This is a genomic window from Paraburkholderia phymatum (assembly GCF_038900715.1).
Classification (GTDB): domain Bacteria; phylum Pseudomonadota; class Gammaproteobacteria; order Burkholderiales; family Burkholderiaceae; genus Paraburkholderia; species Paraburkholderia phymatum_A.
In genome coordinates, this window is record NZ_JAYMRZ010000031.1 from 22363 (window position 1) to 48910 (window position 26548).

Below are 26548 nucleotides of genomic sequence, written 5' to 3' on the forward strand. Positions count from 1 at the left end.
TGCAAAGCGGTAGATCGAAGCCGCGTGGCGCCCTCGCGAGTGTGATGACGTTCTGTCGATGAACACGCGCAAACCGTCTTTCGCCTGAAGGCAGTAAGTCGATAAGCGGGCTTCCGTTACAACCGGAAAGCCGCGACGCTCTGATTCGCATATAGGAGACAGCGATGAATACAGAGGTCACCAGGCTCGGAGCCTACTCCGAGGTTGGCAAGCTGCGCATGGTCATGGTTTCTGCGCCCGGACTGGCCCATCAACGCTTGACGCCAAGCAATTGCGACGAGCTGTTGTTCGACGATGTCATCTGGGTGAGCCAGGCCAAGCGGGATCACTTCGACTTTGTCACGAAGATGCGCGAGCGCGGGGTGGAAGTGCTCGACGTTCATAACCTCCTGACGCAGACGCTGGACAATCCCGAAGCGCGTAAATGGATACTCGACCGAAGAGTCTCCGACGACAGCGTCGGCGTGGGGTTGAGCGGCGAAGTGCGCGCGTGGATGAATGAACTGGAGTCGCGCAGGCTTGCCGAATTTCTGATCGGCGGCGTTTCGCTCGACGACATTCCCGGCAGCGATGCGCCCGTCGTCAAGCTCTTTCGAGAGTATCTGGATTACTCCAGCTTCCTGCTTGCGCCATTGCCGAACATGGTCTTTACGCGCGACACGACGTGCTGGATCTATGGCGGCGTGACGCTCAATCCGATGTATTGGCCCGCGAGGCGGCAAGAGACGCTGCTTGAGGCCGCAATCTACCGGTTTCACCCGACGTTCGCCAACGCCGGCTTCGAGGTCTGGTATGGCGATCCCGACACGGACCACGGCGCATCGACGCTGGAAGGCGGCGATGTGATGCCCGTCGGCAACGGCACCGTGTTGATCGGCATGGGCGAACGCACATCGCGGCAGGCAATCGGCCAGGTCGCGCGAGCGTTGTTCGACAAAGGCGCGGCTGACCAGGTGCTGGTCGCGGGCATGCCGAAGTCGCGCGCAGCCATGCATCTCGACACGGTATTCAGTTTCTGCGACCGCGATCTCGTGACGATATTCCCCGAAGTGGTCGGGAAGATCGTCACGTTCACGATCAGGCCCGACGAGAAGAGTTCCTATGGCATGAGCATCCAGCGCGAAGACAAGCCCTTCGTCAAGGCGGTGGGCGATGCGTTGGGACTGAAAGAACTGCGCGTCGTCGAAACGGGAGGCAACCAGTTCGCGGCGGAACGCGAGCAATGGGACGACGGCAACAACATGGTGTGCATCGAGCCCGGCGTCGTCGTCGGCTACGACCGCAATACGTTCACGAACACGCTGCTGCGCAAGGCGGGCATCGAAGTGATCACGATCGCGGCCAGCGAGCTTGGACGCGGCCGTGGCGGCGGGCATTGCATGACGTGCCCGATTGCGCGCGATCCCGTTGATTACTGAAGCGTTTGCCTCGCGTCGAGCCAACGCTCAGCCACCCGATCGATGGAGACAACTCATGGCTTTCAATCTGCGAAACCGCAGTCTTCTCAGCCTCATGCATCACAGCGGCCGCGAGCTGCGCTATCTGCTCGATCTGTCGCGCGATCTCAAGCGCGCCAAATACGCGGGCACCGAGCAACAGCATTTGCAGCGCAAGAACATTGCATTGATCTTCGAAAAAACTTCCACTCGAACGCGCTGTGCATTCGAAGTGGCCGCGCACGATCAGGGCGCGCACGTCACGTATATCGACCCGACATCGTCACAAATCGGACACAAAGAGAGCATGAAGGATACGGCGCGCGTGCTCGGCCGCATGTTCGACGCGATCGAGTACCGGGGATTCAGCCAGGAAATCGTCGAGGAACTGACGCGCTATGCTGCCGTGCCCGTCTTCAACGGATTGACGGACGAATACCATCCGACGCAGATGCTCGCCGACGTGCTGACGATGCGCGAGTACTCCGACAAGCCGCTGCATGACATCAGCTATGCGTATCTCGGCGACGCGCGCAACAACATGGGCAATTCGCTATTGCTGGTCGGCGCGAAGCTCGGCATGGACGTGCGCGTGGCGGCGCCGAAGTCGCTATGGCCGCATGAAGAGCACGTTGCTGCATGCCAGCAATTCGCGAAGGAAAGCGGCGCGTGCGTGACGCTCACCGAAGATCCGAAAGAAGCGGTGAAAATGGTCGATTTCATTCACACGGATGTGTGGGTGTCGATGGGCGAGCCGGTCGAAGCCTGGGACGAAAGGATCAAGGCGCTGCTGCCGTATCAGGTGAACCGCGCGCTGATCGAGTCGACGGGCAACCCGAGAACCCGCTTCATGCATTGTCTGCCCGCTTTTCACAACTGCGAGACCAAGGTCGGCCAGCAGATCGCGGAGCGCTATCCGAACCTGGCGAACGGGATCGAAGTAACGGACGACGTGTTCGAATCGGATTACAACATCGCATTCGAGCAGGCGGAGAACCGGATGCATACGATCAAGGCTATCCTCGTTTCGACTCTGGCCGATATCTGAGCGTATCGGTTTTGCCTCATGTTCGTCGCCGTGCGGCGCAAGCGTGCCGCACGGCCGGACATTCCGCAGGAGGATCGCATCATGCGCCTCGTCATCGCACTGGGCGGCAATGCGCTGTTGCAGCGCGGCCAGCCCATGACGGAGAGCCAGCAGCGCGAGAACGTCAAGGTTGCCGCCACGCAGATCGCCAGCGTGGCAACGGGCAATGAACTCGTCATCGCGCATGGCAATGGTCCGCAGGTCGGCTTGCTCGCGCTGCAAAGCGCAGCCTACAAGGACGTATCGCCTTATCCGCTCGATGTGCTCGGTGCGCAGACGGAGGGGATGATCGGCTATCTGATCGAACAGGAGCTGGGCAATCTGCTGCCGTTCGAAGTGCCGTTTGCGACGATCCTGACGCAAGTCGAAGTGGATCTCGCTGACCCGGCGTTCCAGCATCCGACCAAACCCATCGGTCCTGTGTACTCGAAGGAAGAGGCACAGACGCTCGCGGACGAAAAAGGCTGGAGCATCGCGGAGGATGGCGACAAGTATCGCCGCGTGGTCGCGAGTCCGCGTCCGCAGCGCATCTTCGAAATCCGTCCGGTGAAATGGCTGCTGGAGAAGGGCACCATCGTCATCTGCGCGGGCGGCGGCGGCATCCCGACGTGCTACGACGAAAACCGCAAGCTGCGCGGCGTGGAAGCCGTGATCGACAAGGATCTGTGCTCTGCGTTGCTCGCACAGGAACTCGAGGCGGACGTGCTCATCATCGCGACGGATGTCAACGCAGCCTACGTCGATTGGGGCAAGCCGACGCAAAAAGGCATTGCCCAGGCGCATCCGGACGAACTCGAGAAGCTGGGCTTCGCGTCGGGGTCGATGGGGCCCAAGGTCCAGGCCGCCATCGAGTTCGCGCGCAAGACGGGCAAGGATGCCGTGATCGGCGCGCTTCGCGACATCGTCGCGATCACGCAAGGCACGGCGGGGACGCGGATCAGCGTGCGCAAGCCCGGCATCGAGTTCTATCCGCTCGCGTAACGCGGCGCGCGGTGCTCGCCGGCACTCGTGTGATCCGCGCGCCGACCCGTCACTTCGCCTGGCTTGCGCGCCAGTCGCGCGGCGTCATCCGGAAGTTCGCGACGAACCAGTTTGTGAACGACCCCTGTTGCGCATAGCCTAGAAGCGACGCGACGCGTCCGATCGGATAGCGCGGGTTGCTCATGTAGCGCACGGCAAGCTCGCGCCGCACTTCCTCGACCTGATCCGAGAAGCTCGTACCGGATGATTTCAGCTGACGTTGCAGCGTGCGCACGCTCACGCCCAGATGGCGGGCGACCAGATCGACGGTGGCCTGTTCGAGGGGCAGCAGCAGATAGATCGCCTTGCGCGCTTCCAGCGCGGCCGAATCCGGTCCTGTCGCGTTGAGGGGAGCGGCCAGGCTCTCGGCGTACCGCACGAGTTCGGGGTCCGCTGAGGGATTGGGATAGTCGAGATCGGCGGTGGCGCACACGAACCCGTTGAAGTCGCTGCCGAACTCCAGCGGACAGCCGAAGAATCGCCGATGAAACGTCGGGTCCGACGGCGCGGGATGAGTGAAATGGACAGAGCGCGGTTTCCAGAACTGGCCGAGCAGCGCGCTCGAGTGGCGCGCGAGAGCGCCGAGCGCGAGTTCGATCGCCTGCGTCGTCGGCGTGCCCGGTGCGACGACGAGTTCCTCGCGGATCGTGACCGTTTCGCCCGTCGTCTCGACGTAGATGGCCAGCGCTTCGTTGAGCAGATGCCGGTATTCGGCTGCCGCGAGCAACACCTCGCGCAAGGTGCGTTTGTGCGCGAGCAGCACGTTGATCACGCCGGTGCCGAACTTCTGCCGGGTTTCGGCCATCTGCAATGCGAACGTCGGGCACGACGCCTTCTTTGCCGTGAGTTCCAGCAGCCGGCAACAGGCGGCGGCGGGCACGCGATCGTTCGCATTCGCAAGGGCGGCGGGATCGATTCCTGCCTGCTGCGCAAGCTCGACAGGGTTCAGTCCGAGCCGCCGCGTCACATCGAAATAGCCGTTCATGGCGATCGACCCGAGCATCATTTCCATCGTTCTTTCTCCGCAGTCTCCAGACGGGCTGCGCCTTGCCTCTCAGCGATGCTCACTGCGGCCAATACTAGTGTTAACACGCAGTGGCACCGTTCGCTAAAAGGATGGCGCCTGATCCTAAAAGTCTAGCGCGTGGATGACGTATTGTGCGAGCACGACGATTCGAGATGTTCCGGTTTCACGCGATCCCGCGGCATCGGCACGTCATTCATCTCTGGAGGAAAACATGCAATTTCTCGACGATTCGCTGCACCCTGAGAATCAGGACAAGGTAGTCATCACCACCGCTCCGTATGGCCCGGAATGGATGCCCGAAGACTTTCCGGAAGACATCGCCGTAACGATGGACGAGCAGATCCAGAAGGCCGTCGACTGCTATAACGCAGGCGCCACGGTGCTTCATCTGCACGTGCGCGAACTGGACGGCAAGGGTTCGAAGCGCCTGTCGAAGTTCAACGAACTGATCGCCGGCGTGCGCGCAGCCGTGCCCGACATGATCATCCAGGTCGGCGGCTCGATTTCGTTCGCACCGGAAGACGAAGGCCAGGCCGCGAAGTGGCTGTCCGACGACACGCGTCACATGCTCGCCGATCTCGACCCCGCGCCGGATCAGGTGACGGTCGCGATCAACACCACGCAGATGAACATCATGGAGCTGCTCTATCCGGAGTATCTGGAAGGCACCTCGCTGTCGAATCCGGCGTTCATGTCCGCGTATAGCGAAATGACGGTGCCGGCGGGCCCGGCATGGGTCGAGGAGCATCTGCGCCGCCTGCAGGCCGCTGGCATCCAGCCGCACTTCCAGCTCACGGGCATTCACGCGCTCGAAACGCTCGAGCGCCTCGTGCGCAAGGGCGTCTACAAGGGGCCGCTGAATCTGACGTGGATCGGCATCGGCGGCGGCTTCGACGGCCCGAACCCGTTCAACTTCTTCAACTTCGTGCATCGCGCGCCCGATGGCTGCACGCTCACGGCCGAGTCGCTGCTCAAGAACGTGCTGCCGTTCAACATGATGGCGATGTCGATGGGCCTGCATCCGCGTTGCGGCATCGAAGACACGATCATCGACCAGCACGGCAAGCGCTTTACGTCGGTGCAGCAGATCGAGCAGTGCGTGCGCGTCGCCCGCGAGCTTGGGCGCGAGATTGCGAGCGGCAAGGAAGCGCGCGAGATTTACCGTATCGGCGTGCAGTACGAAACCGTCGACGAGACGCTCGCCGCCAACGGCATGGCGCCGAACCGCCAGACGGGCGTGAGGAACCTGCCGCTGCGCGCAGCGTGACAGGTTGAAGCCCAGCGGACGCATCGAGCGATGCCGGGCTTCGAATGCAGGACTCCCCGGCACGCGCCGGGGAGCATGAGGAAATATCCATAGTCGGCCGCTTTGCCCTGCTAACAGGGACACAAGGACGGCCGGCAAAGAGGCGGACGGGAAGGAGACAAATCATGCTGATGCAGCATGCCGAGCCCACGACGGGCGACGTTACGACAACAAAAGCTGATGTACGCGCGTATGCGTGGGTGGTATTTGCGTTGACAGTGGGACTGCTGCTTTCCGACTACATGTCGCGGCAGGTGTTGAATGCCGTGTTTCCGCTGCTCAAGACAACATGGAGCCTTTCGGACGCGCAACTGGGTTCGTTGAGCAGCGTGGTCGCGCTGATGGTCGGCGTGCTCACGTTTCCGCTGTCGGTGCTCGCCGACCGCTGGGGCCGCGTGAAAAGCATCGTCCTGATGGCGGCGATGTGGAGTCTCGCGACGCTGGGCTGTGCGATCTCGACGAACTACGGCGAGATGCTGATTGCGCGCGCCTTCGTCGGCATCGGCGAAGCCGCATACGGCAGTGTAGGCATTGCCGTCGTGCTGAGCATCTTTCCGGCGCGGCTGCGCTCCACGCTCACGGGCACGTTCATGGCGGGCGGCGCGTTCGGTTCGGTGCTGGGCATGGCCGCCGGCGGCACGGTTGCGGCTCATCTCGGCTGGCGCGCGGCGTTCGGCGCGATGGCGGTCATGGGGATCGTGCTGGTCGTCTGCTACCGGTTCGTCGTCACCGAGAAGCGTCTTGCGCCGCTGCAGCCTGCAAGCGCGATCCGCCAGGCGGAAGGGCCCGGCGTGCGCATGAGCTTCCGCGCGCTGATGAAGGGACTCTTCTCGACGAAGTCCGTCGTGTGCGCCTATGTCGGCAGCGGCATTCATCTGCTCGTGCCCGCCGCTATCTGGGCGTGGATGCCGAGCTTCCTGAACCGCTACTACGGCATGGCGACGGGCAAGGCGGCCATGAGCGCGGCGCTGTTCGTGCTGGTGACGGGCCTGGGCATGGTGGTGTGCGGCAACCTCGCCGACCGGCTCAGCAAGAATGTGCGCGAAAGAAAATGGGTCGCTGCGATCGCGTTCTGCCTCGCGTGCTTCACGCTGCTCGCGATCGGCTTCCACATGCCTGCGGGTTCATTGCAACTCGTCGTGATCGGCATCGGCATGTTCTTCTGCGCAGGTGCGAGCGGCCCTTCAGGCGCGATGGTGGCGAACCTCACTCCGCCGTCTATTCATGCATCGGCGTTTGCGACGCTGACGCTCGCGAACAACCTGCTGGGTCTCGCGCCCGCCGCCGTGCTGACGGGGATGGTCGCGGACCGGATCGGGCTGCTCGGTGCGTTGCAACTCGTTCCGTTCGCGCCTCTTGTCGCGGCCATCGCATTCTTTATCGGCAAACGGAACTACGCAGGCGACCTGGACCGCCTGAACGCCCTGCGCGAGCAGGCGCTGCGCTGACGATAGGCCCTGCACGCGCAACGGCGGCGCGCTTTCAACGCGGCGGCCTGAAGTTGCGCGACAGGCGAAACGAAACGGACTTTGCAGTTCGAGTAATGGATAGGAGATTCAACATGGCAAAAGCAGTGCGCTTCCACGAAACGGGTGGTCCCGAAGTCTTGCGCTACGAGGACGTCGAAGTGGGCGATCCCGGCCCCGGACAGGTCCGCCTGCGCCATGAGGCAGTGGGCCTCAATTTCGCGGACACTTACTTCCGCAGCGGTCTTTACCCGGTCCCGCTGCCTGCGGGGATGGGCGTCGAGGCCGCGGGCGTGGTCGAAGCCGTCGGCCCCGATGTGACGAACGTCGCAGTCGGCGATCGCGTGACCTACACCGGCTTTATCAACACGCTCGGCGCGTACAGCACCGAACGCCTGATTCCGGCCGCTCCGCTCATCAAGCTGCCCGACGCGATTTCGTGCGAAACAGCTGCCGGCATGACGATGCGCGGACTGACTTCGGCGTATCTGATGCGCCGCATTTACGACTTCAAGGCGGGCGACACCATCCTGTTGCACGCGGCCGCCGGCGGTGTCGGCCTGATCGTGTCGCAATGGGCGAAGCTGCTCGGCCTGACGGTGATCGGCACGGTGTCGACGGAAGCCAAGGGCGAAGTGGCCCGCGCGCATGGCTGCGACCACATCGTCTACTACAGCCGCGAAGACGTCGCGAAGCGCGTGCGTGAACTGACGGGCGGCGTCGGCGTGAACGTGGTGTTCGACAGCGTCGGCAAGGACACCTTCGAGGCCTCGCTCGATTCGCTCAAGCGCCGTGGCCTGATGGTCTGCGTCGGCACGGCTTCGGGCCCGATCCCGCCGTTCAATCCGCAGATGCTGGCGATGAAGGGCTCGCTCTATCTGACGCGTCCGGCGCTCGCCGACTACATCGCCGATCCCGCCGAGAAGAACGACCTCGCCGGCGAAATCTTCGGGCACATCGCGGCGGGCCGCATCAGGATCGAGTTGAACCAGCGTTACGCGCTCGAAGATGCGGCGCAAGCCCATCGCGACCTGGAAACGCGCAAGACGACGGGCTCGTCGGTCTTCGTCATCTGAGGAAACAGTCATGCGAATCGAACAACTGACGTGCGCGATCGGCGCGGAACTGGTCGGCGTGAAGCTCGCCGACGCGGTCCACGACGATGCGCTGTTCGCCGAAATCCGCGCAGCGCTGCTGAAGCATCGGGTGCTGTTCCTGCGAGACCAGGACATCACGCGCGCCGAGCATGTGGCGTTTGCGCGCCGCTTCGGCGAGCTGGAAGATCATCCCGTCGCGGGCAGCGATCCGGAGCATCCGGGCCTCGTGCGCATCTACAAGAACCCGGACCAGCCGAACGACCGCTACGAGAACGCGTGGCACGCGGACGCGACGTGGCGCGAAGCGCCGCAGTTCGGCGCGGTTCTGCGCTGCGTGGAATGCCCGCCCGTCGGCGGCGACACGATGTGGGCGAACATGGTCCTCGCATACGAGAACCTGCCGGATCACATCAAGAGCCAGATCGCGGAGCTTCGCGCACGCCACAGCATCGAGGCGAGCTTCGGCGCCGTGATGCCGATCGAAAAGCGCCTCGCGTTGAAAGCACAGTTTCCGGACGCGGAGCATCCGGTAGTGCGCACGCATCCCGAGACGGGCGAGAAGGTGCTGTTCGTGAGCGCCTTCACCACGCATTTCACGAACTATCACACGCCGGAGCGCGTGCGCTTCGGGCAGGACGCAAATCCGGGCGCGGGTGATCTGCTGCGCTATCTGATCAGCCAGGCCTATATCCCCGAGTACCAGGTGCGCTGGCGCTGGCAGAAGAACAGCATCGCGATCTGGGACAACCGCAGCACGCAGCACTATGCGGTGATGGATTACGCGCCGTGCCATCGCAAGATGGAACGGGCCGGCATTATCGGCGACAAGCCGTACTGATTGCGCAGGACAACGCTTCATGACTCTCGATACGACGCCGACCATCCTGATCGTGCCCGGCTTGCGCGACCACGTCGCGGAACACTGGCAGACCCTGCTGGAGCAAAAGCTGCCGAAGGCCGCCTCTGTACCGCCGCTCGAACAGGACAAGCTCAGTTGCGCGGCACGCGTCGCGGCGCTCGATGCAGCGCTCGCGAAAATCGACGGCCCGGTGATCCTGGTCGCGCATAGCGCGGGCGTGATGGTCACCGTGCACTGGGCGCAGCAGCACAACCGCAAGATTCACGGCGCGCTGCTCGCGACGCCCGCGGACCTCGAAACGCCGCTGCCGGAAGGCTATCCGTCCATCGACGCGATCGCGCAGAACGGCTGGCATCCGGTTCCGCGCAAGCCGTTGCCGTTCCCGAGCATCGTCGGCGCGAGCCGCAACGATCCGCTCGCGCGGTTCGAGCGTGTGCGTGCAATGGCGCAAGACTGGGGCAGCCGCCTCGTCGATCTCGGCGAAGTCGGCCATCTGAATCCCGCTGCGGGCTTCGGCGAATGGCCGATGGCGCAGACGCTGATTCGCGAATTGCTTTGATCCGCGCTGCGCAGCGGATCAGGAAAGGAAGTTGAGATGTCACGTCAGATTGTGGTCGGCCTTGCCGATGAACTCGCGCCTGGCCAGCGGAAGCTCGCATTCGTCGATGGACGCAGCATCGTCGTATTCAACGTCGGCGGCGCGATTCACGCAATCGACAATTCGTGTCCGCACAACGGCGCCTCGCTCGCGAGCGGACAGCTGGAAGGGTGCGTGCTGCGTTGCCCCGCGCACGGACTGCGCTTCGATCTGCGCACGGGCTGCACGCCGGGCACCGGCGGTTTGAGCCTGACGACTTTCCCGGTGCGGACAGTCGATGGGCAACTGGTCGTCAGTCTCGATGAGCCGGACGCCACCACCAATCAGGAGAAGGAAGGATGCAAGGTTTGATGATGCAGCAGCCGCTGCTGGTCGCTTCGCTGCTCATGCACGCCGAGCGCCATCACGGCAAACAGGAAATCGTGTCGCGCCGGGTCGAAGGCGACATTCACCGCTATACGTATCGCGATCTCGCGCAGCGCGCGCGCCGCATGGCAAACGCGCTGACAAGCCTCGGCATCAGGCCGGGCGATCGGGTAGGGACGCTGGCATGGAACGGCTATCGCCACATGGAGATGTATTTCGCCGTGTCGGGGTCCGGGTCCGTGCTGCATACGCTCAACCCGCGTCTGCACGTCGATCAGCTCGCGTACATCATCGAGCACGCGGAAGATCGCGTCGTGTTCTTCGATCTCACGTTCTTGCCGCTGATCGATAGCGTGGCGCCGCGCGTCAAGAGCCCGAAGGTGTTCGTCGCGATGACGGACCGCGCGCACATGCCGCAAGAGCATGGCTTGTCCACGATGCTGCTGTGCTACGAGGATCTCATCGATCTTCACGACGACGAGTTCGACTGGCCGGTCATCGACGAGAACAGCGCGTCGTCGCTGTGCTACACGTCGGGCACCACGGGCAATCCGAAGGGCGTGCTGTACAGCCACCGCTCGACGGTGCTGCACACCTACGCAGCGGCGCTGCCGGATTCGCTGAACTGCTCGGCGCGCGACGCGATCCTGCCCGTCGTGCCGATGTTCCATGTGAACGCATGGGGACTGCCGTACATCGCGTGCATGGTCGGCGCGAAGCTGGTGTTTCCGGGGCCGGCGCTCGACGGCAAGTCGCTCTACGAGCTGATCGAAACCGAACAGGTCACGCTGTCGGCGGGCGTGCCGACTGTCTGGCAAGGACTGCTTGCGCACGTCGACGCGATCGAGGGTGCGTTCTCGTCGATGCGCCGCACGATCATCGGCGGCGCGCCGTGTCCTACCGCGATGACGGCAGCGTTCCAGGAGCGTTATCTGGTCGACGTGCTGCACGCATGGGGCATGACGGAACTGAGCCCCGTCGGCACGGTGTGCGCGTTCAAGGCTCATCACCTTTCTCTGCCCACCGACGAACGCTATGTCGTTCAGGCAAAGCAGGGCCGCTCGGTGTTCGGCATCGACATGAAGATCGTCGGCCCGGACGGCGAGGAACTGCCGTGGGACGGCCAGGCTGCCGGCGATCTGCTCGTGCGCGGATCGTGGGTCGTGCAGCAGTACTTCGGCAGTAGCGACGCGTCGCATCTGCGCGACGGCTGGTTTCCGACGGGCGACATCGCGAAGATCGACGCCGACGGCTTCATGCAGATCACCGATCGCAGCAAGGACGTCATCAAATCGGGCGGCGAATGGATCAGTTCGACCGACATCGAAAACGTCGCGTGCCTGCATCCCGAAGTCACGATGGCCGTGTGCATCGCGGCGCGGCATCCGAAGTGGGACGAGCGGCCGCTGCTGCTGATCGTGAAGAAGCCGGGCAGCGCGCTCGCCGCGGAAGAACTGCTGGGCTTCTTCGATGGACGGGTCGCGAAATGGTGGAAGCCCGATGCGGTGGTGTTCGTCGACACCGTGCCCCTCGGTGCAACCGGGAAAGTACTCAAGAACCTGTTGCGCGACCAGTTCGGAGACTACTACCTGACGGCCTGACGCATTGAGCTTTTGATAACGCAGTTCTATTCGATGAAAAAACAGCCGGGTTCGCCCGGCAATCACAGGATTGGAGGAGACTGAATGAAAACGAAGTTAAGCAGCGCTGCCGCACTGGCGATCTTCGCCACGACCGCTCATGCGCAATCGTCCGTGACGCTCTATGGCGTGATCGACACCGGATTCCTGTATCAGAGCACGTCGGCGGCGACGTTCCAGCCGCATGCGCCGAACCTCGGCCACGTCTATCAGCTCAAGGACGGCGGCATCTATGCGAGCTTCTGGGGCATCAAGGGAAGCGAAGACATCGGCGGCGGCTACAAGGTCAACTTCAAGCTGCAGGGCGTATTCAACTCGACGAACGGCAAGTTCGGCCTGTCCGATACGCCGGGCACCACCGCGATCTTCAACCAGTTCGCGACGATCGGCTTGTCCGGCCCGTTCGGCACGGTCGACGCCGGCCGGCAGATCATTCCGATGATCTACGCAATGGCTGAAACGGATGTGCGCGGCGCGCAGTATTTCGGCAGTATTCTGACTGCGTGGCTGGGCGTGAATCAGGCGGCAGGCTGGCCCGGCACGAGCACGAATGCGCCGATCGGCGCGCTCTATGACAGCAATGCGCTGGTCTACAACTCGCCGAAGTTTTATGGCGCGTCGCTCGCGCTGGAGTACGCGCCGGGCGGCGTCCCTGGACACTTCCAGGGCGGCACGCGCGAGTCGGCCGTGCTCAAGTATTCGAACTACGGTCTGAATCTGTCCGCCGTCTACTACAACGGGCACGATACCAATCCGTTCCCGCTGACCTACCCGGCGGCGCCCGCAGTGCCGGCGACAGGCGTCGACAACAATCGCTTCTACTATTTCGGAGCGATGTACACGATCAGCGGATTTTCGATTTCGGCTTCGTATGGTGTCGGCAAGAACCCGGCCCATAGCAATACCGCTGACTTCGAAATGGCGTCGGGTGGCCTCGGCTACCAGTTCAATCCGCGCTTCAAGATTACGTCCGGCTACTACTACCTGAAGGACAAGAACAATTCTTCGAATCACTCGAGCGAGGTCGCAGTGGGCGCGGAATACAACCTGTCGCAGAGGACCAAGACTTACGCGCAAGTGGGCTATGTCAGCAACAAGGGAACCATGAACCAGACGATCATCTACGGGGCGCCTGTTGCGCCCGGCCAGTCCACCACTGCGGCCATGGTCGGCATTCGCCATATCTTCTGATTGCGTCACACATATATAAAACGGAGTAGTCAATGAAAAGCATTCAGGTACTCGAAATGGCGGTCGCCGTATTGCTGGTCGCGATGTCCATCGGTGCATGGTCCCAGCCCGGCCAGACGGGCAGCGCGCCCGCCGCTGCGCCGGGCGCATCCGCGATGGCGGCGTCCGGTGCCGCCGCGCCCGCAACCGGAAGGAAAGCGGATCGCGCGCTGCGTCGGAAGGTTTATGCCGCGATGGGGACGCACAAGGAGATCGACGCAGGAAACATCAGCGTGATCGCGAAAGGCGGCGCGGTGACGCTGAACGGCACGGTCGAGGATCCTTCGCAGATCGACAAGGTTGCGGAGATCGCGAAGGGCGTGCAGGGCGTGACTTCCGTGACCAACAAGCTGACGGTGAAGAAACCATTCGGCGGCATGTAAGCGGCTGTCGCCGGCAAGCGGCTTCTTGCGCGCGGATCGCCCGATGTACTGATCCGCGCGCGCGTCATCGCCATACTCGCGATCTTCTGTTTGAAGATCGCCGTTTCATCTCTGAACCTGCCTCGCCGATAATCCGCGCCTTCGACCGTTCGGCGCGGAACATCCACTTCCCTCCCGCACACTTTTTACAGCCGGCCTGACGACACCCCTCGCGTGCCATGTACGGCAATGTATCTGCGACACGCCGCAATACACGCGCATACACACCCGGCGTTTTACGACACACACCAGATACATCCGCACGCTCCAATACGTCCATCGACGAAAGGCCCATAGCAAGCCGGACGGCTAGCGGGACGTCGATATTGCATCTGCAACATGAGGTCGATGATGAACGTGGACATTCAACACGAGGCGGTCAAAGAGCTGAGCGGCGAGATCGCGCGCAGCTGCCTGCTCACACGTACTCGGCAGATTTCGCGGGTCTTGACCACGATCTACGACGACGCGCTGCGGCCGTTCGGCGTCAACGCACCTCAATTCTCGCTCCTCGTGCTCATCATGGAACTCGGGCCGCTCAGCCGCTCGGCGCTTGGGCGCAGGAACCATCAAGACCGCTCGACGCTGACGAGAAACCTGCAACCGCTGATCGCCCAGGGCTGGGTCTGCGAAGGCCTGCCCGGCGACGACGGCCGCAGCCGGCCGCTCACGCTGACGCAACGCGGCAAGGCGCTGCTGCCGACCAGGCGGTAACGGTGCCGTCGCCGGCCACCGACGCAATCGGCGAGGCTGCCAGGGCGACGGGCATGGTCGTGTCCATCGGCGTCAACGAGCGTGACGGCGGAACCCTCTACAACGCGCAACTGCTCTTCGATGCCGACGGCACGCTGATCCAGCGCCGCCGCAAGATCACGCCCACGCATTTCGAGCGCATGGTCTGGGGGCAGGGCGACGGCTCGGGCCTGCGCGCAGTCGACAGCAAGGTCGGCCGCATCGGTCAGCTTGCGTGCTTCGAGCACAACAATCCGCTCGCGCGTTACGCGATGATGGCCGACGGCGAGCAGATCCATTCGGCGATGTACCCGGGCTCCGCGTTCGGAGAAGGCTTTGCCGAACGAACGGAAATCAACATCCGCCAGCATGCGCTGGAATCCGGCGCGTTCGTCGTGAACGCAACCGCCTGGCTGGATGCCGACCAGCAGGCGCAGATCATGAGGGACACGGGCTGCGAGATCGGTCCGATCTCGGGCGGCTGCTTCACTGCGATCGTCGCGCCGGATGGCATGCTGCTCGGCGAACCGCTTCGGTCGGGTGAGGGCGAAGTCATCGCCGATCTCGACTTCACGCTCATCGATCGTCGCAAGATGCTGGTGGACTCGGCTGGCCACTACAACCGGCCCGAACTGTTGAGCCTGCTGATCGACCGCTCGCCTGCTTCGCACGTGCATGAACGTGCCGCGAATGCCGCGCCGAACGTCGAAGAACATCGCGTGGAAGAGTCGAAGTCGACGGTTGCGCCGGCATCCGCGACACGCAGCTAGGAGAGTTCTTGCGTCTATATGTGTTCGGCGCGTCGCTCCGTGTGAGTACAAAAGCGGCGCTTCCGGACACGCGCGAGATACATCGATGCGTTCCAATCGCGTCACACCGGACGTGCCGTGCGTACCGCTTTCGACGATTCGTCGATACACGCTTCGGCCGGACGCGAACCGCTTCATTGCATCAGGAGTTCTTATGTCAGACGACATCATTCCCCACTCGCCGTCTCGCCGCCGTTTTGTCGGCGTAGCGGCAGCGACTATCGCGGCCGGCTCGCTGAGCCAGCTTGCATTCGCCGAAACGAATCAGTCGATTTTTTCAGTTTCGAAACCGGCGGGCGGCGACAAGACGGCGATCCGCCCGCTTCGTGTGCATGTGCCCGAGGCGCAACTGATCGACTTGCGTCGGCGCATCAAGGCGACACGATGGCCCGAACGCGAGACAGTCGGCGACGACTCGCAAGGGGTGCCGCTCGCGATGATGCAGGAACTCGCCCGTCATTGGTCCACGGACTACGACTGGCGCAAGTGCGAGGCGAAACTGAACGCGCTGCCGAACTTCGTGACGGAGATCGATGGGCTGGATATTCACTTCATCCACGTTCGCTCGAAACATGAAAACGCGATGCCGCTTATCGTGACGCACGGATGGCCCGGTTCCGTCATCGAGCAGTTCAAGATCATCGATCCGCTGACGAATCCCACCGCGTATGGCGCGAGCGCATCGGACGCATTCCATCTCGTCATCCCGTCCTTGCCGGGTTATGGGCTTTCCGGCAAGCCGACGGGGACCGGCTGGGGGCCGGAGCGCACGGCGCGCGCGTGGGTCACGCTGATGAAGCGCCTCGGATACGACAGGTTCGCGGCGCAAGGCGGCGATCTGGGCGGTGTCGTTGCGAACGTGATGGGCAAGCAGGCACCGCCGGAGTTGCTCGGCATTCACGTCGACTTCCCGGCAACCATTCCCGCCGATATCGCGAAGGCGCTACAGGCAGGCGATCCGCCGCCCACGGGACTCAACGATGAAGAAAAGCACGCGTACGAGCAGCTCAGCAGCGCGGCCAAAAAGCGCCGCGCCTATGCGCTGGAGATGGGCACGCGCCCGCAAACGCTCTATGGGCTGTCGGACTCGCCGATTGGCCTCGCAGGCTGGCTTCTCGATCACGGCGACGGCTATACGCAGCCGGCGGCGGCACTGACTTCGGCCGTCTTCGGACGCACGGTCAACGGAGAATCGTCAGGCGCGATGACGCGCGACGACGTCCTCGACGACATCACGCTCTACTGGCTGACGAATACGGGCGTTTCCTCGGCGCGCTTCTATTGGGAGTCGCACTTCAACTTCCTGGCTGCCGCCGATGTGTCCGTCCCTGCCGCCGTGAGCGTGTTTCCGCGCGAGAACTATCAGGCGCCGCGAAGCTGGACCGAGCGCGCGTATCACAACCTGATCTGGTACAACCGGCTCGACAAGGGCGGACACTTCGCGGCCTGGGAACAGCCGCAACTGTTTGCCGATGAAGTGCGCGCGGGATTGAGGCCGCTGCGCAAATAAGCGGATTACGTCGCAACGACCCGGGCGCGTTTTCGTTCGCCGTGCGCTGCGAGCGTGAATGCTGGCCGCGCGCGGTGTCGCTTACTCGCCTTCCGGCATCTTCGACGAATGATGGCTGGTGATCAGCCATTTGTTCCCATTCCACTCATAGGTGAACGTATAGCGAGCTTTCACAACTGAGCCGTCCCCGAACTTGAACGAGTAGAGACCCGCGTCGATCGCCGTATTGCATTCGATCATGATCTCGCGGAAATCGATCGTGCCGACGGGCTTGTTCTCCAGAAAATGCCTGAAATAGTCGACCTTTTCCTCAGTCGTCAAACGTGGCTTATTGGAGACGGTCGGCAGCAGGATGGAGTGCGGCGCGTAGTTCGCCACGACCTTATCCGGATTGCCCGTCTTCAGCGAATCGTTCCAGCGGTCGAAAAGCGCAGCAATCTGTTTCTTCGATGTGGAATGGCAGGTTTCGGTCTTCGCAAATGCGCTGCCCTGGACGGCAACGACCAGCACTGCAGCAAGTACGCACGGCCTCGATACGCAGATTCTCATGATTCACCTCGCTGGAATCGAACATGTTCGCGCCGCGCGCGAACATGTTATTGGCTATCGTGATCTGGCGCCTTGCACCAGCCCGATCCCGGGTCGAACGACTTCGTCGTCTCTGCTTTAGCTGAACCAGCCGGTTCTGGATTCTCTTGCGCAACGGGCGGTGCTTCGAGCAACGACAGCAGGTTGCAAGCGTCAAGCCGCGATTTAAAGCGGACGCAGAATGTCTCGCTGACAGCGATGCGGCCGCAGTGTCGTGCGCACCTGCTAACTCGCGCAATCGTGAGTTTCCCTTTGGTGTTCTCGCTTCCCCTTCTTGCGCCTTGCCAGCATGTTCATGCCTTCGACGAACGCGGAGAACGCCATCGCCGCGTAGATATAGCCCTTCGGAACGTGCGTGCCGAAGCCCTCGGCGATCAGCGTCATGCCAATCACCAGCAGAAAGCTCAATGCGAGCATCACGATCGTGGGATTGCGATCGATGAATCGCGACAACGGACCCGCTGCAAACATCATGGCCGCGACGGCCACGATAACGGCGATGTACATGATGACCACATGTTCCGTCATGCCGACTGCGGTGATGATGCTGTCGACCGAAAACACCAGGTCGAGCACCAGAATCTGACCGATTGCAGCGCGCGGCGTGAGACGGGCAGGCCTCTCGGTGCTCGTGGCACGCTCCTCCTCATGGCTCGCGACGTGATGATGGATTTCCCCCGTCGCCTTCCAGACGAGAAACAGTCCGCCGCCGATCAGGATCAGATCGCGCCACGCAAACGCGTGGCCAAAGAGCGAGAACGCCGGCTGGGTCAAGTGCGCGATCCATGCAACCGTGCCGAGCAGTGCGAGGCGCATCACGAGTGCAAGCGCGATGCCGATTCTCTGGGTCCGGACCCGCTGCGATGGCGGCAGCTTGTTGCTGAGAATGGAGATGAAAACCAGGTTGTCGATACCGAGGACGACCTCCATCACCACGAGGGTCACGAGCGCGGCCCAGACGGCCGGGTCGACAGCGAGAGCGAGGAGATAGTCCATAAGCGCAGGAGTAGTTCAGGCAACGGTCGCGAGGTCCGCCGACGCATGTTGAATCGACCATGACAGGATAGGAGAGATTTGCGGATAAATCGTTACACGAACGGCAATTGACGACGCCGACGCGCTTTCGCGAACCCAGGCATGGCCCGATCGACTGGCAAATCGCAGCCCGACTGTTATTCGCGGTACGGGAAAACCGGTTCAGCGGCGCAGTTGCTGAACCGTGCGGCTGCGCTGCGCTTGCGCTTCCTTGAGCAGCTGATAGGAGGCGTAGTACTTGTAGATGTTTCGCACGTACGTGGTCGTTTCGATGCCGATCTTCTCGGCCACCACGATCTCGACGTTGTTGAACCAGACGTCGGGGTTGAGTCCCCGGGCCGCAGTCTCCTTGCGCATCTTCGCGATGTTCCCCGGTCCGGCGTTATAACTGGCGAAAGCGAACAGCGGCCGGTCTACCTCGGAAAAATGGGCATCCTGGAAGTAACGGGTCATCAGTTGATCGAGGTACTTTGCGCCGGCATGAATGTTCGACTGCGCGACCTTGATGTCGCCGACGTTGAGTTCCTTTCCCGTGGCAGGCATCAACTGCATGATGCCGACCGCGCCCACCCGGCTCTTCGCATCCTGATTGAGTTGCGATTCCTGAAACCCCTGGGCCGCGAGCATCAGCGGATCGAAATCGTATTGCTGGCCATACTTCTCGAAGAAGGCGACAGTCTGCTGGAATCGCTTGAGCTCCGCGCTCTCCGTGTTGTTATGAATCTGCTTGATGCCCTGCACGTACTGCTTGAGGCGCACCTCCGCCACGCTCTGCTTCCTGATGTACTTCTCGTAAAAGTTGCTGATGACCGCCTGCAACTGGGGGCTGTTCTTGCGAATAGCCCAACCGATGACACCGCCCTCGCGCACCGCGATGTTGTCGTGAACCTTGATCTGCGGGAGCATCTGCGCCCACATGCGCGCCTTCCAGTCATCGACGATCAGGATCTGGAGCAGGCCGACGTTCAACATCTCCATCGCATCTTCGTCCTCGAGCGCGTCCGGCAGCAGCACGATCCGCATCGGCGGCTTGCCGGCCTGCTTGAAGCGCCCGTTCAATGCGCTCAGGCTCTCGTAATAGCTGCTATGGCGGCGAACGTCGACTGTCTTGCCGCTCAGGTCATCGAGCTTGGACAACGCGGGTGACTTCGGCCCCGTCACGACGAGTTCGCGCGTCGGCTTGAGCGCGTGCGCGCTCACGAAGTCAGCATGTTTCAGGCGATCCTCGGTCACTGTCAGGTTGCCGGCCGCGATATCGCCGATGCCTTCCGCGAGGCCCGGCAGCAACCGGTCGCGCGTCACCGGAATCATGACGACCGTGATCGGACGCTTGCCGAGACGGTCGGCGTAGGTCTTGTTGACGAATCGCTCAAAGTCGCGCGCGGTGTCCGCAGTCACACCGCGCTCGTGTCCACGGTCATTGAAGTACAGCGTGCGGCTATAGGGCGCGAGAACCCGAATCAGGCGGCGTTCGACCATCGCGTCGAAATCGCCGCGCCAGGGCTTGTTGGTCAGATCGATCCGGCGCGTCGCGCTCGCCGGGACGGGCGCGGAAGCCGCCGAGGCCAATGACACGGATGGTGGCGCGGACGCCGGCTGAGCCGCCGTGCAAAGGGCACTCCAAACCCAGAGCGAAGCGCCGAACAGACATGGCATCAGCCACGCGCGAGTGGAACGCAACATACCGACACCGTACTATTCGGTTTCATCCTGACGCGCCGGCCTTTCGTGAACAGTCGCCGCGCGTAATGATCTGAGCTTTGGAGGCGTTTCTTTTCGAGTACCTGGCCTCGACTCTTACAGCATAGTTGCGCATGAAAACGGTTCAAGACCCGTTGCGGTGTGACGTGCAACGTCAGCCGGGCTGTGCCTGCCGTTGTGTTCGCCGCTGTGTCCGCTATTTCGCCCGGTATAGTGCCGCGCGATCTATTGGTCTTTGGACCAATACCGGCCTCCTTGCAGGCCAACTATTCTTAATGTTGACGGGGCCGGCAATCTCTCTCGCTTTGAGGTTGAAGGCTTCGACTGCGGTTGCATAAAGCGTGTAGCGAACATCGCGCCTTTTCCTGACGATGATCCGCACGGCGCCGCGCCATGCAGACATCGATGTTTGTGTTCAAAGCGTCGCAAGAGAATACTTTCTCCCGGTTTTGGCTGGAGCAGACAAATGAACAAGCGGGCTATAACCGGTGCGGCAACGATGCTCGCACTGGCCGGCGCAGCGCATGCGCAAAGCAGCGTCACCCTTTACGGGCTGATCGACGCCGGACTGACCTACACGAATAACCAGATCACCGGGACGGGCAGTGGACACAGCAACTGGGAGATGACGAGCGGCGCCGTCCAGTACAGCCGATGGGGACTTCGCGGCGCTGAAGACCTGGGCGGGGGATTGAGCGCCGTCTTCACACTGGAAAACGGTTTCAACCTGAACAACGGGCAGAATTCGTCGAGCAACCGGATCTTCAATCGCCGGGCCTATGTCGGCTTGTCGAGCCGCGATTACGGCGCGCTCACGCTGGGCCGTCAAAGCGACAGCATGGTCGACTTCGTCGCGCCGCTTTCGTTGACGGGCACTGAATTCGGCGGCACGCATTTCGCGCATCCGTTAGACAACGACAACCTCAACGATTCGTTTCAGATCAATAACTCCGTGAAGTACACGAGCCCGAATTTCGCCGGGTTCAAGCTGGGTGCGTTGTACGGCTTTTCCAATCAGGCAGGTGGATTCACGAACAATCGCGCGTATAGCTTTGGCATGTCGTATGTATGGGGGGCGCTGGATTTCGGTGCTGGTTATCTCCAGCTCAACAGTTCTGCGCGGACGCCGGGACAGTTGAATACGAATGGCGCAGTCACCGATACGACGGGCGCGTCCCTGCAGGGCGCGCTTTCGCCGACGGGAGTGCCTTTAGGCGTGCTGGCCAGCAGTCAGAAAACCTTCGGCCTCGGCGTGAACTATACGTTCGGCCCGGCTGTGGCAGGCTTCGTGTACTCGCACAGCAAGCTCGCCCAATTCTTTCAGACCGGCCTGAGTGGGACTTTCCAGAACTTCGAGGGCAACTTTCGCTATGCGCTGACGCCGGCGGTCGAGCTTGCAGGCGCGTACACCTACTCGCGTGCCGGCGGAAACGGCGGAGGCGGCATTCCCCATTGGAATCAGCTGAGTGCGATGGCCGACTACCGCTTCTCGCGGCGCACCGATGTCTATTTGCAAGGCGCGTGGCAACGGGTGAGCCCAAGCGGCACTTCGCCATTGGGCGTGGCATGGATTAACGGCGTGAGCGCGCCGTCTTCCACGACCAATCAGGTCGAGGCGACCGTCGGCTTGAGACATCGCTTCTGATGCACGCGGTCTGACCGGATTCGCTGCTTTTAAGGCGCGTGAAGATCCCGGAAATGACAAACGACAAAGCGGCACTAGCCGCTTTGTCGTTCTTCTTCGTTGATGCCGTTAAGCAACCGTCAATCGGCGCTTAATCGGCACGCACTTTCACATATCGGCCTGGTGCGGCCTCGATCGGCTTGTGCTTCGCGTTGCCAAGTGTCGTACGCGCTTTCACCTGCTCGCCCGCATGCCGCTTGACCCACTCGATCCAGTGATTCCACCAGCTGCCCGGCTGCTTTGTCGCCGATGCGAGCCACTCGTCTGCATTGCTGCCCGCCGCATCGTTCGTCCAATAGCTGCGCTTGTTCTTCGACGCCGGATTGATCACGCCCGCGATATGACCGCTTGCGCCAAGCACGAATTCCGTGTCGCCGCCCAGCAGTTGCGTCGAGCGATACGCGGATTGCCACGGAACGATGTGATCTTCTTCCGTCGCGAGCAGATAGCTCGGCATGTCGATGCATCCGAGATCGACAGGCGTGCCGCACATCGTGAGCTTGCCCGGCACGCGCAGATTGTTCTCCAGATACATGTTGCGCAGATACCAGCTATACATCGGCCCAGGCAGATTGGTCGTGTCCGCGTTCCAGTACAGCAGATCGAATGCAGCCGGCGTCTTGCCCTTCAGGTAGTTGTTCACGACATACGGCCAGATCAGATCGTTGGCGCGCAGGGTCTGGAAGACGAAGCCGAGTTCGCGTCCGGGGTAGAGGCCGCCGCGTCCGATCGTCTGCTCGCGCATCGACACGCCCATCTCGTCGATGAACACGCCGAGATCGCCCGGCTCGCTGAAGTCGAGCAACGCCGTCAACAGCGTGACGCTCGCCACCGACTCGTCGCCGTTCGCGCGCATCACGGCGAGCGCCGACGACAGCATCGTGCCGCCGACACACCATCCCAAAGCATTGACCTTGTCGGCGCGGCTGATCGTGCGCGCGACGTCGATCGCCTTCATCACACCCTGTTCGAGATACGTGTCCCACTCCGTCTGCGCCATGTCCTGTTGCGGATTACGCCACGACACGAGAAAAACCGTGAGGCCCTGTTCGCACGCAAAGCGCACGAAAGAGTTTTCCGGCTGAAGGTCGAGGATGTAGAACTTGTTGATGCAAGGCGGCACGATCAGAAGCGGACGTTGCGCGACTGTCGGCGTGAGCGGCGCGTACTGGATCAACTGGAACAGATCGTTTTCATAGACCACCGAACCTTCCGATGCGGCAACGCTGCGGCCCACTTCGAACGCGCTCTGATCGGTGATCGAAATCGTGCCTTGCTTCAGATCTTCGAGCAGATGTGTGAAGCCTGAAAGCAGACTCGATCCCTTCGATTCGACCGCTTGCCGGATGACCTCGGGGTTCGTTGCGGCGAAGTTCGCGGGGCTGGTGAGGTCGATGAACTGACGCGCGAAGAAACGCAGCTTGTGCTTTTCCTTTTCATCGAGCGTGCTCGCCTCGACCAGCTCTTCGAGCATCCTTGCGTTGAGCAGGTAGCTCTGTTTCAGAAGGTTGTACCAGGCATTGCTGGACCAGTCTTCCGCGTGAAAGCGCCGGTCGCCGCGCTCGGGCTCGGCCACTGACTTCGGCTTCGCGCCGATCACGCCTGCAAACGCGCTGCTCCACAACTCCGTCTGCCGTTGCCAGTAGTTGGCGCTTGCCTGCATCACGATGTTGCGCGCACCGGATGAAACGGGGTAGATGTCCTTGCCGTTGGCGTCGAGCACCGTCATGTCATGTACGTTGGTGACGGGCATTGACTGCCAGAAATTGAATCCGGCCTTGAGCCAGCCCATCGCGAACTCGTCCGGCATGCTGAATGGCATTTTCATATCAGACCCGCTGTCATGCGTTGATCGCTGCGGAAACCGCGCTGTCTTTGACACGATCGCCGCGCGAAGTCGGCATGACGATCGCGTCGCCTTCGATCACGACTTTACTGCCAACCGTGCAAACCGTCGACAGCACGACGCGGCGCTTTTCGTGCAGCAGTTCCTTGATGGTCACCTCGGCCTGAACCGTATCGCCGGGGCGAACGGGCGCCTTGAAGCGCAGGTTTTGCCCCAGGTAGATCGTGCCCGGGCCGGGCAGGCGGCCCGCAATCGTCGCGGAGATGATGCTCGCCGTCAGCATGCCGTGCGCGATGCGCCCTTTGAAGGGCGTCGTTTGCGCGAACTGCTCGTTGATGTGCATTGCGTTGATATCGCCAGATGCGCCAGCGAACATCAGAATGTCCGCTTCCGTGATGGTCTTCGCGAAGGTCGCGCTCATGCCTGGTTGCAGGTCTTCGAAGTCGTATCCGTTAAGCTCGTTCATGGTTCTTCCGTTTGCTGGGTTGGCGTACCGCCGCTTCATAGTCGTGCTACGCCTTGGTCATGCAGTGACCGTCGATTCGGCCTGTATGTCAGGACTGAATCGTACTGTCAGGACGCTTCCGTCTAATGTCCAAAGCTGCCGATGTAGTGACAAAACATGCCATCCTGGCTTTCGCGGCACGAGACGATGTGCGAGAACCGCAAGCCGCCGCCGGTTGCAAAACCACTCGGCGAAGCATGCATGCTTCTTCGAATCACCTTGCGTTGAGGGCCATTTCACCCGCGTTATGGCGGGTATGCGTCGCGCGAATCAGCGCGTTCGCGTCGCGTGCAATGCATCGGAATCCAGATGATTTAGCGCACGGATATGAAGATTCCAAAAAGCAAATGAGTGCGGTCAAAACTGAAATTCACGGATGCAATTCTGAAACGGACCGGAATTCTCGTGTTCATATAAAGTCTTTGTAAATCAATCGACTAGCTGAGCGTTCATCGAAGTGGCCCGGTACTTGCTGATATGACTGTTCGCATGACATTGGCAGAAACGGACATCAAATCACCAACGGGAGTTAACGATGAGCCACGAAATGGGAAAGACGGAGAACAAGGATCTGGAGCGCAGCGAACAACAGCATGGCGATGGAGTGGACGCGCATGGCGCGCCGACGCAGTCGCGTGCGAACTGGGCATGGACGGGCGCAACGGAACACTATGACTGGATGGATTCGCACGGGCCATTCGCCAACCTCGACTGAGCCGCATCGTTAATTGAAGAACAGGCGCGCCGCGTGCGAGTGATGGTCACTGGCATGCGGAATGTGGCTGCTGTTGCGATAGGAAGTGCGGCGCGGAAGTTCGGCGGCTGGCTGACCCGTCACGACCGCTTTGGCGGCGTGCGCACACCGTCGCCATACTGCCGGATGTCTTGCGGCGCAAGGCCGTAGGCACGTCGAAACGCGCGCGTGAAGTCCGACGCGCTTTTGAAGCCGTGAGCATAGGCGATGTCCTGCACCTGAACGCCGGGCCATGCGACCAGCTCGGCGGCGGCGGCGCGCAGGCGCACATGCGCACATGCGCACATGCCGGATATATGCGCCAAGCCCGCGCTGCGCGCATTGTCCTGGGAGATCCGCGCGATCGTCCTGTCTTGCGTGATGCGGTCGACGTAGCAGTCGGCGAACAGGAATTCACCCACGGCGTAACGGTCGATCCAGCCGCGAAACGGCTGCCCGTGTGCATCGCGCGTCGTCAGGAGATCGACCACGCCGATCATGCGGTCGCACCACGCGAAAAGCTGCTGCTGGATCGGCAGCGCGCAAACGTCGAAGTGCTGGTGCGCGATTTCGAGCAGCTGGGCCGGGTCGAGGGCGACGGGCAGATCCTGAAAGTGCGTCTTGACGGCGGGCATAGTGACGGTCTGGTGGCTAGTTGAAGAGCTTCGACGTCTCCACCAGAATGACGTCAATGTTCGCAACGAACGCTTGCCCGTCGTGCTCCGTCATCGGGGACGCGGCTGAATGTAAAGGAAAACATGAAGCGACTGTTCATCGCTGCGCTCGCAGCCTCCTGTTTCGTGCCATGCGTTCGCGCGCAAAGCAACGCGCCCGGCCCGCTCGTCACGCCCACGGGCGAACTGCAATTCGTGCGCGTCGACCGCGATTTCGTCGGGATGCTCGACAAGGCAGTTTTCGATCGCTTCGACGCCAACGCGCTCACGCATTTCGATGACGTCGGCAACGCCAATCACACCGTCACGCGCATGCTTGTGCAGACGGATTCCGGCCCCGTGCTGTACGACTTTCGCCACCATCCGCCGGTTGTGCAGCGCTCGGGTAAGCGCATGACGGTCAAGCGCGTGTTCTGGCAAGGCGATGAAGTCGTGATGCAAAGCTCGCAGGGCTGGTTCCGGTTCAAAGGCGGCGTGTTGACGAAGCTGCAGTCGTCTACGACGACTTTCCATTGAATGCGCACGCGCCCCGAACATACGCTTGCCAGCGATGACATACACACGCTCATGTCGGCGATCGTGCGAAGGTGCTGCGCGGTTGTCGTCATAACCGTGATTGCGGTTGCAATGCCAACGCGCGCCCATGCGGACACCGGGCGTACAGATTCCCGACTGACGGGTGATGCCGTCGTCAGCACGTGGCGTACCCTGCGCGCCGTCGATTGCGCCCGCTGTCATGGCAAGGACTATGAGGGGCTGGCGGCTCCCTCGATCGTCGAGTACGCGCGCACGCGGAGCCGTGAGATGTTTGTCCGGATGGTTCTTGACGGCGAGCCGTCGCGCGGAATGCCCGCATATCGCGACAATCCGTCGATCGCCGCGCACATCGACGATATTTACCGGTACTTTCTTGGCCGTGCCGACGGCACCATCCCCGCCGATCCGCGGCCGCCGCAACGTTAGTGAGAAATGGGCAGGCTGCTGGCGATGCAGCGGGCCGTTACGTGCGGTTCAAGAACTCGATTTGCGTTATCTCGTCGGGGACGCCTGTGATGCGGTACATAGCCTGGCGTTAGATGGGTGCACGTCCAATTCGTTAGCGTTGATCCGTGCGCCCACGAACCGACGCGTGAAATATCTGGTTCGCGCAATACGTGTTCACTAGCGCGAAGCACGC

25 protein-coding genes and 1 pseudogene are annotated in these 26548 nt (G+C 61.9%); 19 read left to right on the top strand and 7 right to left on the bottom strand.

Going from position 1 to position 26548, the window contains the following annotated elements; translation table 11 throughout:
- The first annotated feature begins 164 nt into the window (after positions 1-164).
- The 3 genes from arcA (at position 165) to arcC (ending at position 3504) form a co-directional block, all read left to right on the top strand.
- Positions 165-1418 (top strand): arginine deiminase, encoded by a 1254-nt coding sequence (gene arcA / locus VSR68_RS37130; protein WP_342944513.1) that lies wholly within the window; start codon positions 165-167, stop codon positions 1416-1418.
- A 55-nt stretch (positions 1419-1473) separates the two neighbouring features.
- On the top strand, positions 1474-2484 hold the full coding sequence (locus VSR68_RS37135; RefSeq protein WP_342944514.1) for an ornithine carbamoyltransferase: 1011 nt from the start codon (positions 1474-1476) through the stop codon (positions 2482-2484).
- An 81-nt stretch (positions 2485-2565) separates the two neighbouring features.
- Positions 2566-3504 carry a carbamate kinase gene (arcC, locus tag VSR68_RS37140; protein ID WP_342944515.1) on the top strand — a complete coding sequence of 313 codons (939 nt, stop codon included), beginning with the start codon at positions 2566-2568 and terminating at the stop codon, positions 3502-3504.
- 49 nt (positions 3505-3553) lie between these two features.
- Here the strand turns inward: arcC and VSR68_RS37145 are convergent, their stop codons facing one another.
- Complete coding sequence (locus tag VSR68_RS37145) at positions 3554-4555, bottom strand: AraC family transcriptional regulator (RefSeq protein ID WP_342944516.1); 1002 nt, start codon at positions 4553-4555, stop codon at positions 3554-3556.
- Between the two features lie 226 nt (positions 4556-4781).
- On the opposite strand from VSR68_RS37145, the gene VSR68_RS37150 reads away from it, so the two are divergent.
- The 12 genes and pseudogenes from VSR68_RS37150 to VSR68_RS37205 all read left to right on the top strand — a co-directional run bounded on the left by VSR68_RS37150 (position 4782) and on the right by VSR68_RS37205 (position 16605).
- A complete protein-coding gene (locus VSR68_RS37150) occupies positions 4782-5837 on the top strand; it encodes a 3-keto-5-aminohexanoate cleavage protein (protein ID WP_342944517.1) in 1056 nt (351 codons plus the stop codon).
- A gap of 164 nt (positions 5838-6001) precedes the next feature.
- Positions 6002-7324 carry an MFS transporter gene (locus VSR68_RS37155; RefSeq protein WP_342944518.1) on the top strand — a complete coding sequence of 441 codons (1323 nt, stop codon included), beginning with the start codon at positions 6002-6004 and terminating at the stop codon, positions 7322-7324.
- Between the two features lie 113 nt (positions 7325-7437).
- The gene (locus tag VSR68_RS37160; protein WP_342944519.1) at positions 7438-8418 is read left to right on the top strand and encodes a quinone oxidoreductase; all 981 of its coding nucleotides are present in this window, start codon (positions 7438-7440) and stop codon (positions 8416-8418) included.
- Between the two features lie 10 nt (positions 8419-8428).
- Positions 8429-9277 (top strand): TauD/TfdA dioxygenase family protein, encoded by an 849-nt coding sequence (locus VSR68_RS37165; protein ID WP_342944520.1) that lies wholly within the window; start codon positions 8429-8431, stop codon positions 9275-9277.
- Between the two features lie 19 nt (positions 9278-9296).
- Positions 9297-9857, top strand: coding sequence for an RBBP9/YdeN family alpha/beta hydrolase (locus VSR68_RS37170; protein ID WP_342944521.1), 561 nt, complete (start codon positions 9297-9299; stop codon positions 9855-9857).
- Positions 9858-9893: 36 nt separating this feature from the next.
- On the top strand, positions 9894-10247 hold the full coding sequence (locus VSR68_RS37175; protein WP_342944522.1) for a Rieske (2Fe-2S) protein: 354 nt from the start codon (positions 9894-9896) through the stop codon (positions 10245-10247).
- The gene (locus tag VSR68_RS37180; RefSeq protein ID WP_342944523.1) at positions 10235-11863 is read left to right on the top strand and encodes a 3-(methylthio)propionyl-CoA ligase; all 1629 of its coding nucleotides are present in this window, start codon (positions 10235-10237) and stop codon (positions 11861-11863) included. Before VSR68_RS37175 ends, VSR68_RS37180 begins: the two co-directional genes overlap by 13 nt.
- An 84-nt stretch (positions 11864-11947) precedes the next feature.
- Positions 11948-13093, top strand: coding sequence for a porin (locus VSR68_RS37185; protein ID WP_342944524.1), 1146 nt, complete (start codon positions 11948-11950; stop codon positions 13091-13093).
- Between the two features lie 32 nt (positions 13094-13125).
- Positions 13126-13515: a BON domain-containing protein gene (locus VSR68_RS37190; RefSeq protein WP_342944525.1), complete on the top strand. Its 390-nt coding sequence runs from the start codon at positions 13126-13128 to the stop codon at positions 13513-13515.
- A gap of 390 nt (positions 13516-13905) precedes the next feature.
- The gene (locus VSR68_RS37195) at positions 13906-14268 is read left to right on the top strand and encodes a MarR family winged helix-turn-helix transcriptional regulator (RefSeq protein WP_342944573.1); all 363 of its coding nucleotides are present in this window, start codon (positions 13906-13908) and stop codon (positions 14266-14268) included.
- Positions 14256-15056 (top strand): annotated as a pseudogene (locus VSR68_RS37200) (carbon-nitrogen hydrolase family protein); the annotation flags it as partial. The gene VSR68_RS37195 and the pseudogene VSR68_RS37200, both read left to right, overlap by 13 nt.
- Before the next feature lie 193 nt (positions 15057-15249).
- Positions 15250-16605 (top strand): epoxide hydrolase, encoded by a 1356-nt coding sequence (locus VSR68_RS37205; protein WP_342944526.1) that lies wholly within the window; start codon positions 15250-15252, stop codon positions 16603-16605.
- Between the two features lie 81 nt (positions 16606-16686).
- Here the strand turns inward: VSR68_RS37205 and VSR68_RS37210 are convergent, their stop codons facing one another.
- From VSR68_RS37210 to VSR68_RS37220, 3 genes are all read right to left on the bottom strand, one after another.
- Positions 16687-17154 carry a nuclear transport factor 2 family protein gene (locus tag VSR68_RS37210; protein WP_342944527.1) on the bottom strand — a complete coding sequence of 156 codons (468 nt, stop codon included), beginning with the start codon at positions 17152-17154 and terminating at the stop codon, positions 16687-16689.
- A gap of 264 nt (positions 17155-17418) precedes the next feature.
- Positions 17419-18189, bottom strand: a complete 771-nt coding sequence (locus VSR68_RS37215; RefSeq protein WP_342944528.1) for a TerC family protein — start codon at positions 18187-18189, stop codon at positions 17419-17421.
- Positions 18190-18390: 201 nt separating this feature from the next.
- A complete protein-coding gene (locus VSR68_RS37220; protein ID WP_342944574.1) occupies positions 18391-19884 on the bottom strand; it encodes a transglycosylase SLT domain-containing protein in 1494 nt (497 codons plus the stop codon).
- Between the two features lie 511 nt (positions 19885-20395).
- Here VSR68_RS37220 and VSR68_RS37225 point away from each other — a divergent pair.
- Entirely contained in the window at positions 20396-21574 is a 1179-nt protein-coding gene (locus tag VSR68_RS37225) for a porin (RefSeq protein WP_342944575.1), read from the top strand.
- Positions 21575-21704: 130 nt separating this feature from the next.
- On the opposite strand, the gene VSR68_RS37230 is transcribed toward VSR68_RS37225, so the two are convergent.
- Both VSR68_RS37230 and VSR68_RS37235 read right to left on the bottom strand, forming a co-directional pair.
- Complete coding sequence (locus VSR68_RS37230; RefSeq protein ID WP_342944529.1) at positions 21705-23441, bottom strand: class I poly(R)-hydroxyalkanoic acid synthase; 1737 nt, start codon at positions 23439-23441, stop codon at positions 21705-21707.
- 13 nt (positions 23442-23454) lie between these two features.
- Positions 23455-23925, bottom strand: coding sequence for a MaoC family dehydratase (locus tag VSR68_RS37235; protein ID WP_090873292.1), 471 nt, complete (start codon positions 23923-23925; stop codon positions 23455-23457).
- A 574-nt stretch (positions 23926-24499) separates the two neighbouring features.
- Between VSR68_RS37235 and VSR68_RS37240 the strand changes: the two genes are divergently transcribed.
- Entirely contained in the window at positions 24500-24679 is a 180-nt protein-coding gene (locus tag VSR68_RS37240; protein WP_342944530.1) for a hypothetical protein, read from the top strand.
- Positions 24680-24798: 119 nt separating this feature from the next.
- On the opposite strand, the gene VSR68_RS37245 is transcribed toward VSR68_RS37240, so the two are convergent.
- Positions 24799-25332, bottom strand: a complete 534-nt coding sequence (locus VSR68_RS37245; protein WP_342944531.1) for a helix-turn-helix domain-containing protein — start codon at positions 25330-25332, stop codon at positions 24799-24801.
- A gap of 123 nt (positions 25333-25455) precedes the next feature.
- On the opposite strand from VSR68_RS37245, the gene VSR68_RS37250 reads away from it, so the two are divergent.
- Positions 25456-25887 carry a hypothetical protein gene (locus VSR68_RS37250; RefSeq protein ID WP_342944532.1) on the top strand — a complete coding sequence of 144 codons (432 nt, stop codon included), beginning with the start codon at positions 25456-25458 and terminating at the stop codon, positions 25885-25887.
- The gene (locus VSR68_RS37255) at positions 25888-26334 is read left to right on the top strand and encodes a cytochrome c (protein WP_342944533.1); all 447 of its coding nucleotides are present in this window, start codon (positions 25888-25890) and stop codon (positions 26332-26334) included.
- Positions 26335-26548 lie beyond the last annotated feature (214 nt).

Coding starts and splice junctions, on each gene's coding strand:
- arcA (WP_342944513.1), top strand. CDS start 165: ATGAATACAGAGGTCACCAGGCTCGGAGCCTACTCCGAGGTTGGCAAG.
- VSR68_RS37135 (WP_342944514.1), top strand. CDS start 1,474: ATGGCTTTCAATCTGCGAAACCGCAGTCTTCTCAGCCTCATGCATCAC.
- arcC (WP_342944515.1), top strand. CDS start 2,566: ATGCGCCTCGTCATCGCACTGGGCGGCAATGCGCTGTTGCAGCGCGGC.
- VSR68_RS37145 (WP_342944516.1), bottom strand. CDS start 4,555: ATGGAAATGATGCTCGGGTCGATCGCCATGAACGGCTATTTCGATGTG.
- VSR68_RS37150 (WP_342944517.1), top strand. CDS start 4,782: ATGCAATTTCTCGACGATTCGCTGCACCCTGAGAATCAGGACAAGGTA.
- VSR68_RS37155 (WP_342944518.1), top strand. CDS start 6,002: ATGCTGATGCAGCATGCCGAGCCCACGACGGGCGACGTTACGACAACA.
- VSR68_RS37160 (WP_342944519.1), top strand. CDS start 7,438: ATGGCAAAAGCAGTGCGCTTCCACGAAACGGGTGGTCCCGAAGTCTTG.
- VSR68_RS37165 (WP_342944520.1), top strand. CDS start 8,429: ATGCGAATCGAACAACTGACGTGCGCGATCGGCGCGGAACTGGTCGGC.
- VSR68_RS37170 (WP_342944521.1), top strand. CDS start 9,297: ATGACTCTCGATACGACGCCGACCATCCTGATCGTGCCCGGCTTGCGC.
- VSR68_RS37175 (WP_342944522.1), top strand. CDS start 9,894: ATGTCACGTCAGATTGTGGTCGGCCTTGCCGATGAACTCGCGCCTGGC.
- VSR68_RS37180 (WP_342944523.1), top strand. CDS start 10,235: ATGCAAGGTTTGATGATGCAGCAGCCGCTGCTGGTCGCTTCGCTGCTC.
- VSR68_RS37185 (WP_342944524.1), top strand. CDS start 11,948: ATGAAAACGAAGTTAAGCAGCGCTGCCGCACTGGCGATCTTCGCCACG.
- VSR68_RS37190 (WP_342944525.1), top strand. CDS start 13,126: ATGAAAAGCATTCAGGTACTCGAAATGGCGGTCGCCGTATTGCTGGTC.
- VSR68_RS37195 (WP_342944573.1), top strand. CDS start 13,906: ATGAACGTGGACATTCAACACGAGGCGGTCAAAGAGCTGAGCGGCGAG.
- VSR68_RS37205 (WP_342944526.1), top strand. CDS start 15,250: ATGTCAGACGACATCATTCCCCACTCGCCGTCTCGCCGCCGTTTTGTC.
- VSR68_RS37210 (WP_342944527.1), bottom strand. CDS start 17,154: ATGAGAATCTGCGTATCGAGGCCGTGCGTACTTGCTGCAGTGCTGGTC.
- VSR68_RS37215 (WP_342944528.1), bottom strand. CDS start 18,189: ATGGACTATCTCCTCGCTCTCGCTGTCGACCCGGCCGTCTGGGCCGCG.
- VSR68_RS37220 (WP_342944574.1), bottom strand. CDS start 19,884: ATGCCATGTCTGTTCGGCGCTTCGCTCTGGGTTTGGAGTGCCCTTTGC.
- VSR68_RS37225 (WP_342944575.1), top strand. CDS start 20,396: ATGAACAAGCGGGCTATAACCGGTGCGGCAACGATGCTCGCACTGGCC.
- VSR68_RS37230 (WP_342944529.1), bottom strand. CDS start 23,441: ATGAAAATGCCATTCAGCATGCCGGACGAGTTCGCGATGGGCTGGCTC.
- VSR68_RS37235 (WP_090873292.1), bottom strand. CDS start 23,925: ATGAACGAGCTTAACGGATACGACTTCGAAGACCTGCAACCAGGCATG.
- VSR68_RS37240 (WP_342944530.1), top strand. CDS start 24,500: ATGAGCCACGAAATGGGAAAGACGGAGAACAAGGATCTGGAGCGCAGC.
- VSR68_RS37245 (WP_342944531.1), bottom strand. CDS start 25,332: ATGCCCGCCGTCAAGACGCACTTTCAGGATCTGCCCGTCGCCCTCGAC.
- VSR68_RS37250 (WP_342944532.1), top strand. CDS start 25,456: ATGAAGCGACTGTTCATCGCTGCGCTCGCAGCCTCCTGTTTCGTGCCA.
- VSR68_RS37255 (WP_342944533.1), top strand. CDS start 25,888: ATGCGCACGCGCCCCGAACATACGCTTGCCAGCGATGACATACACACG.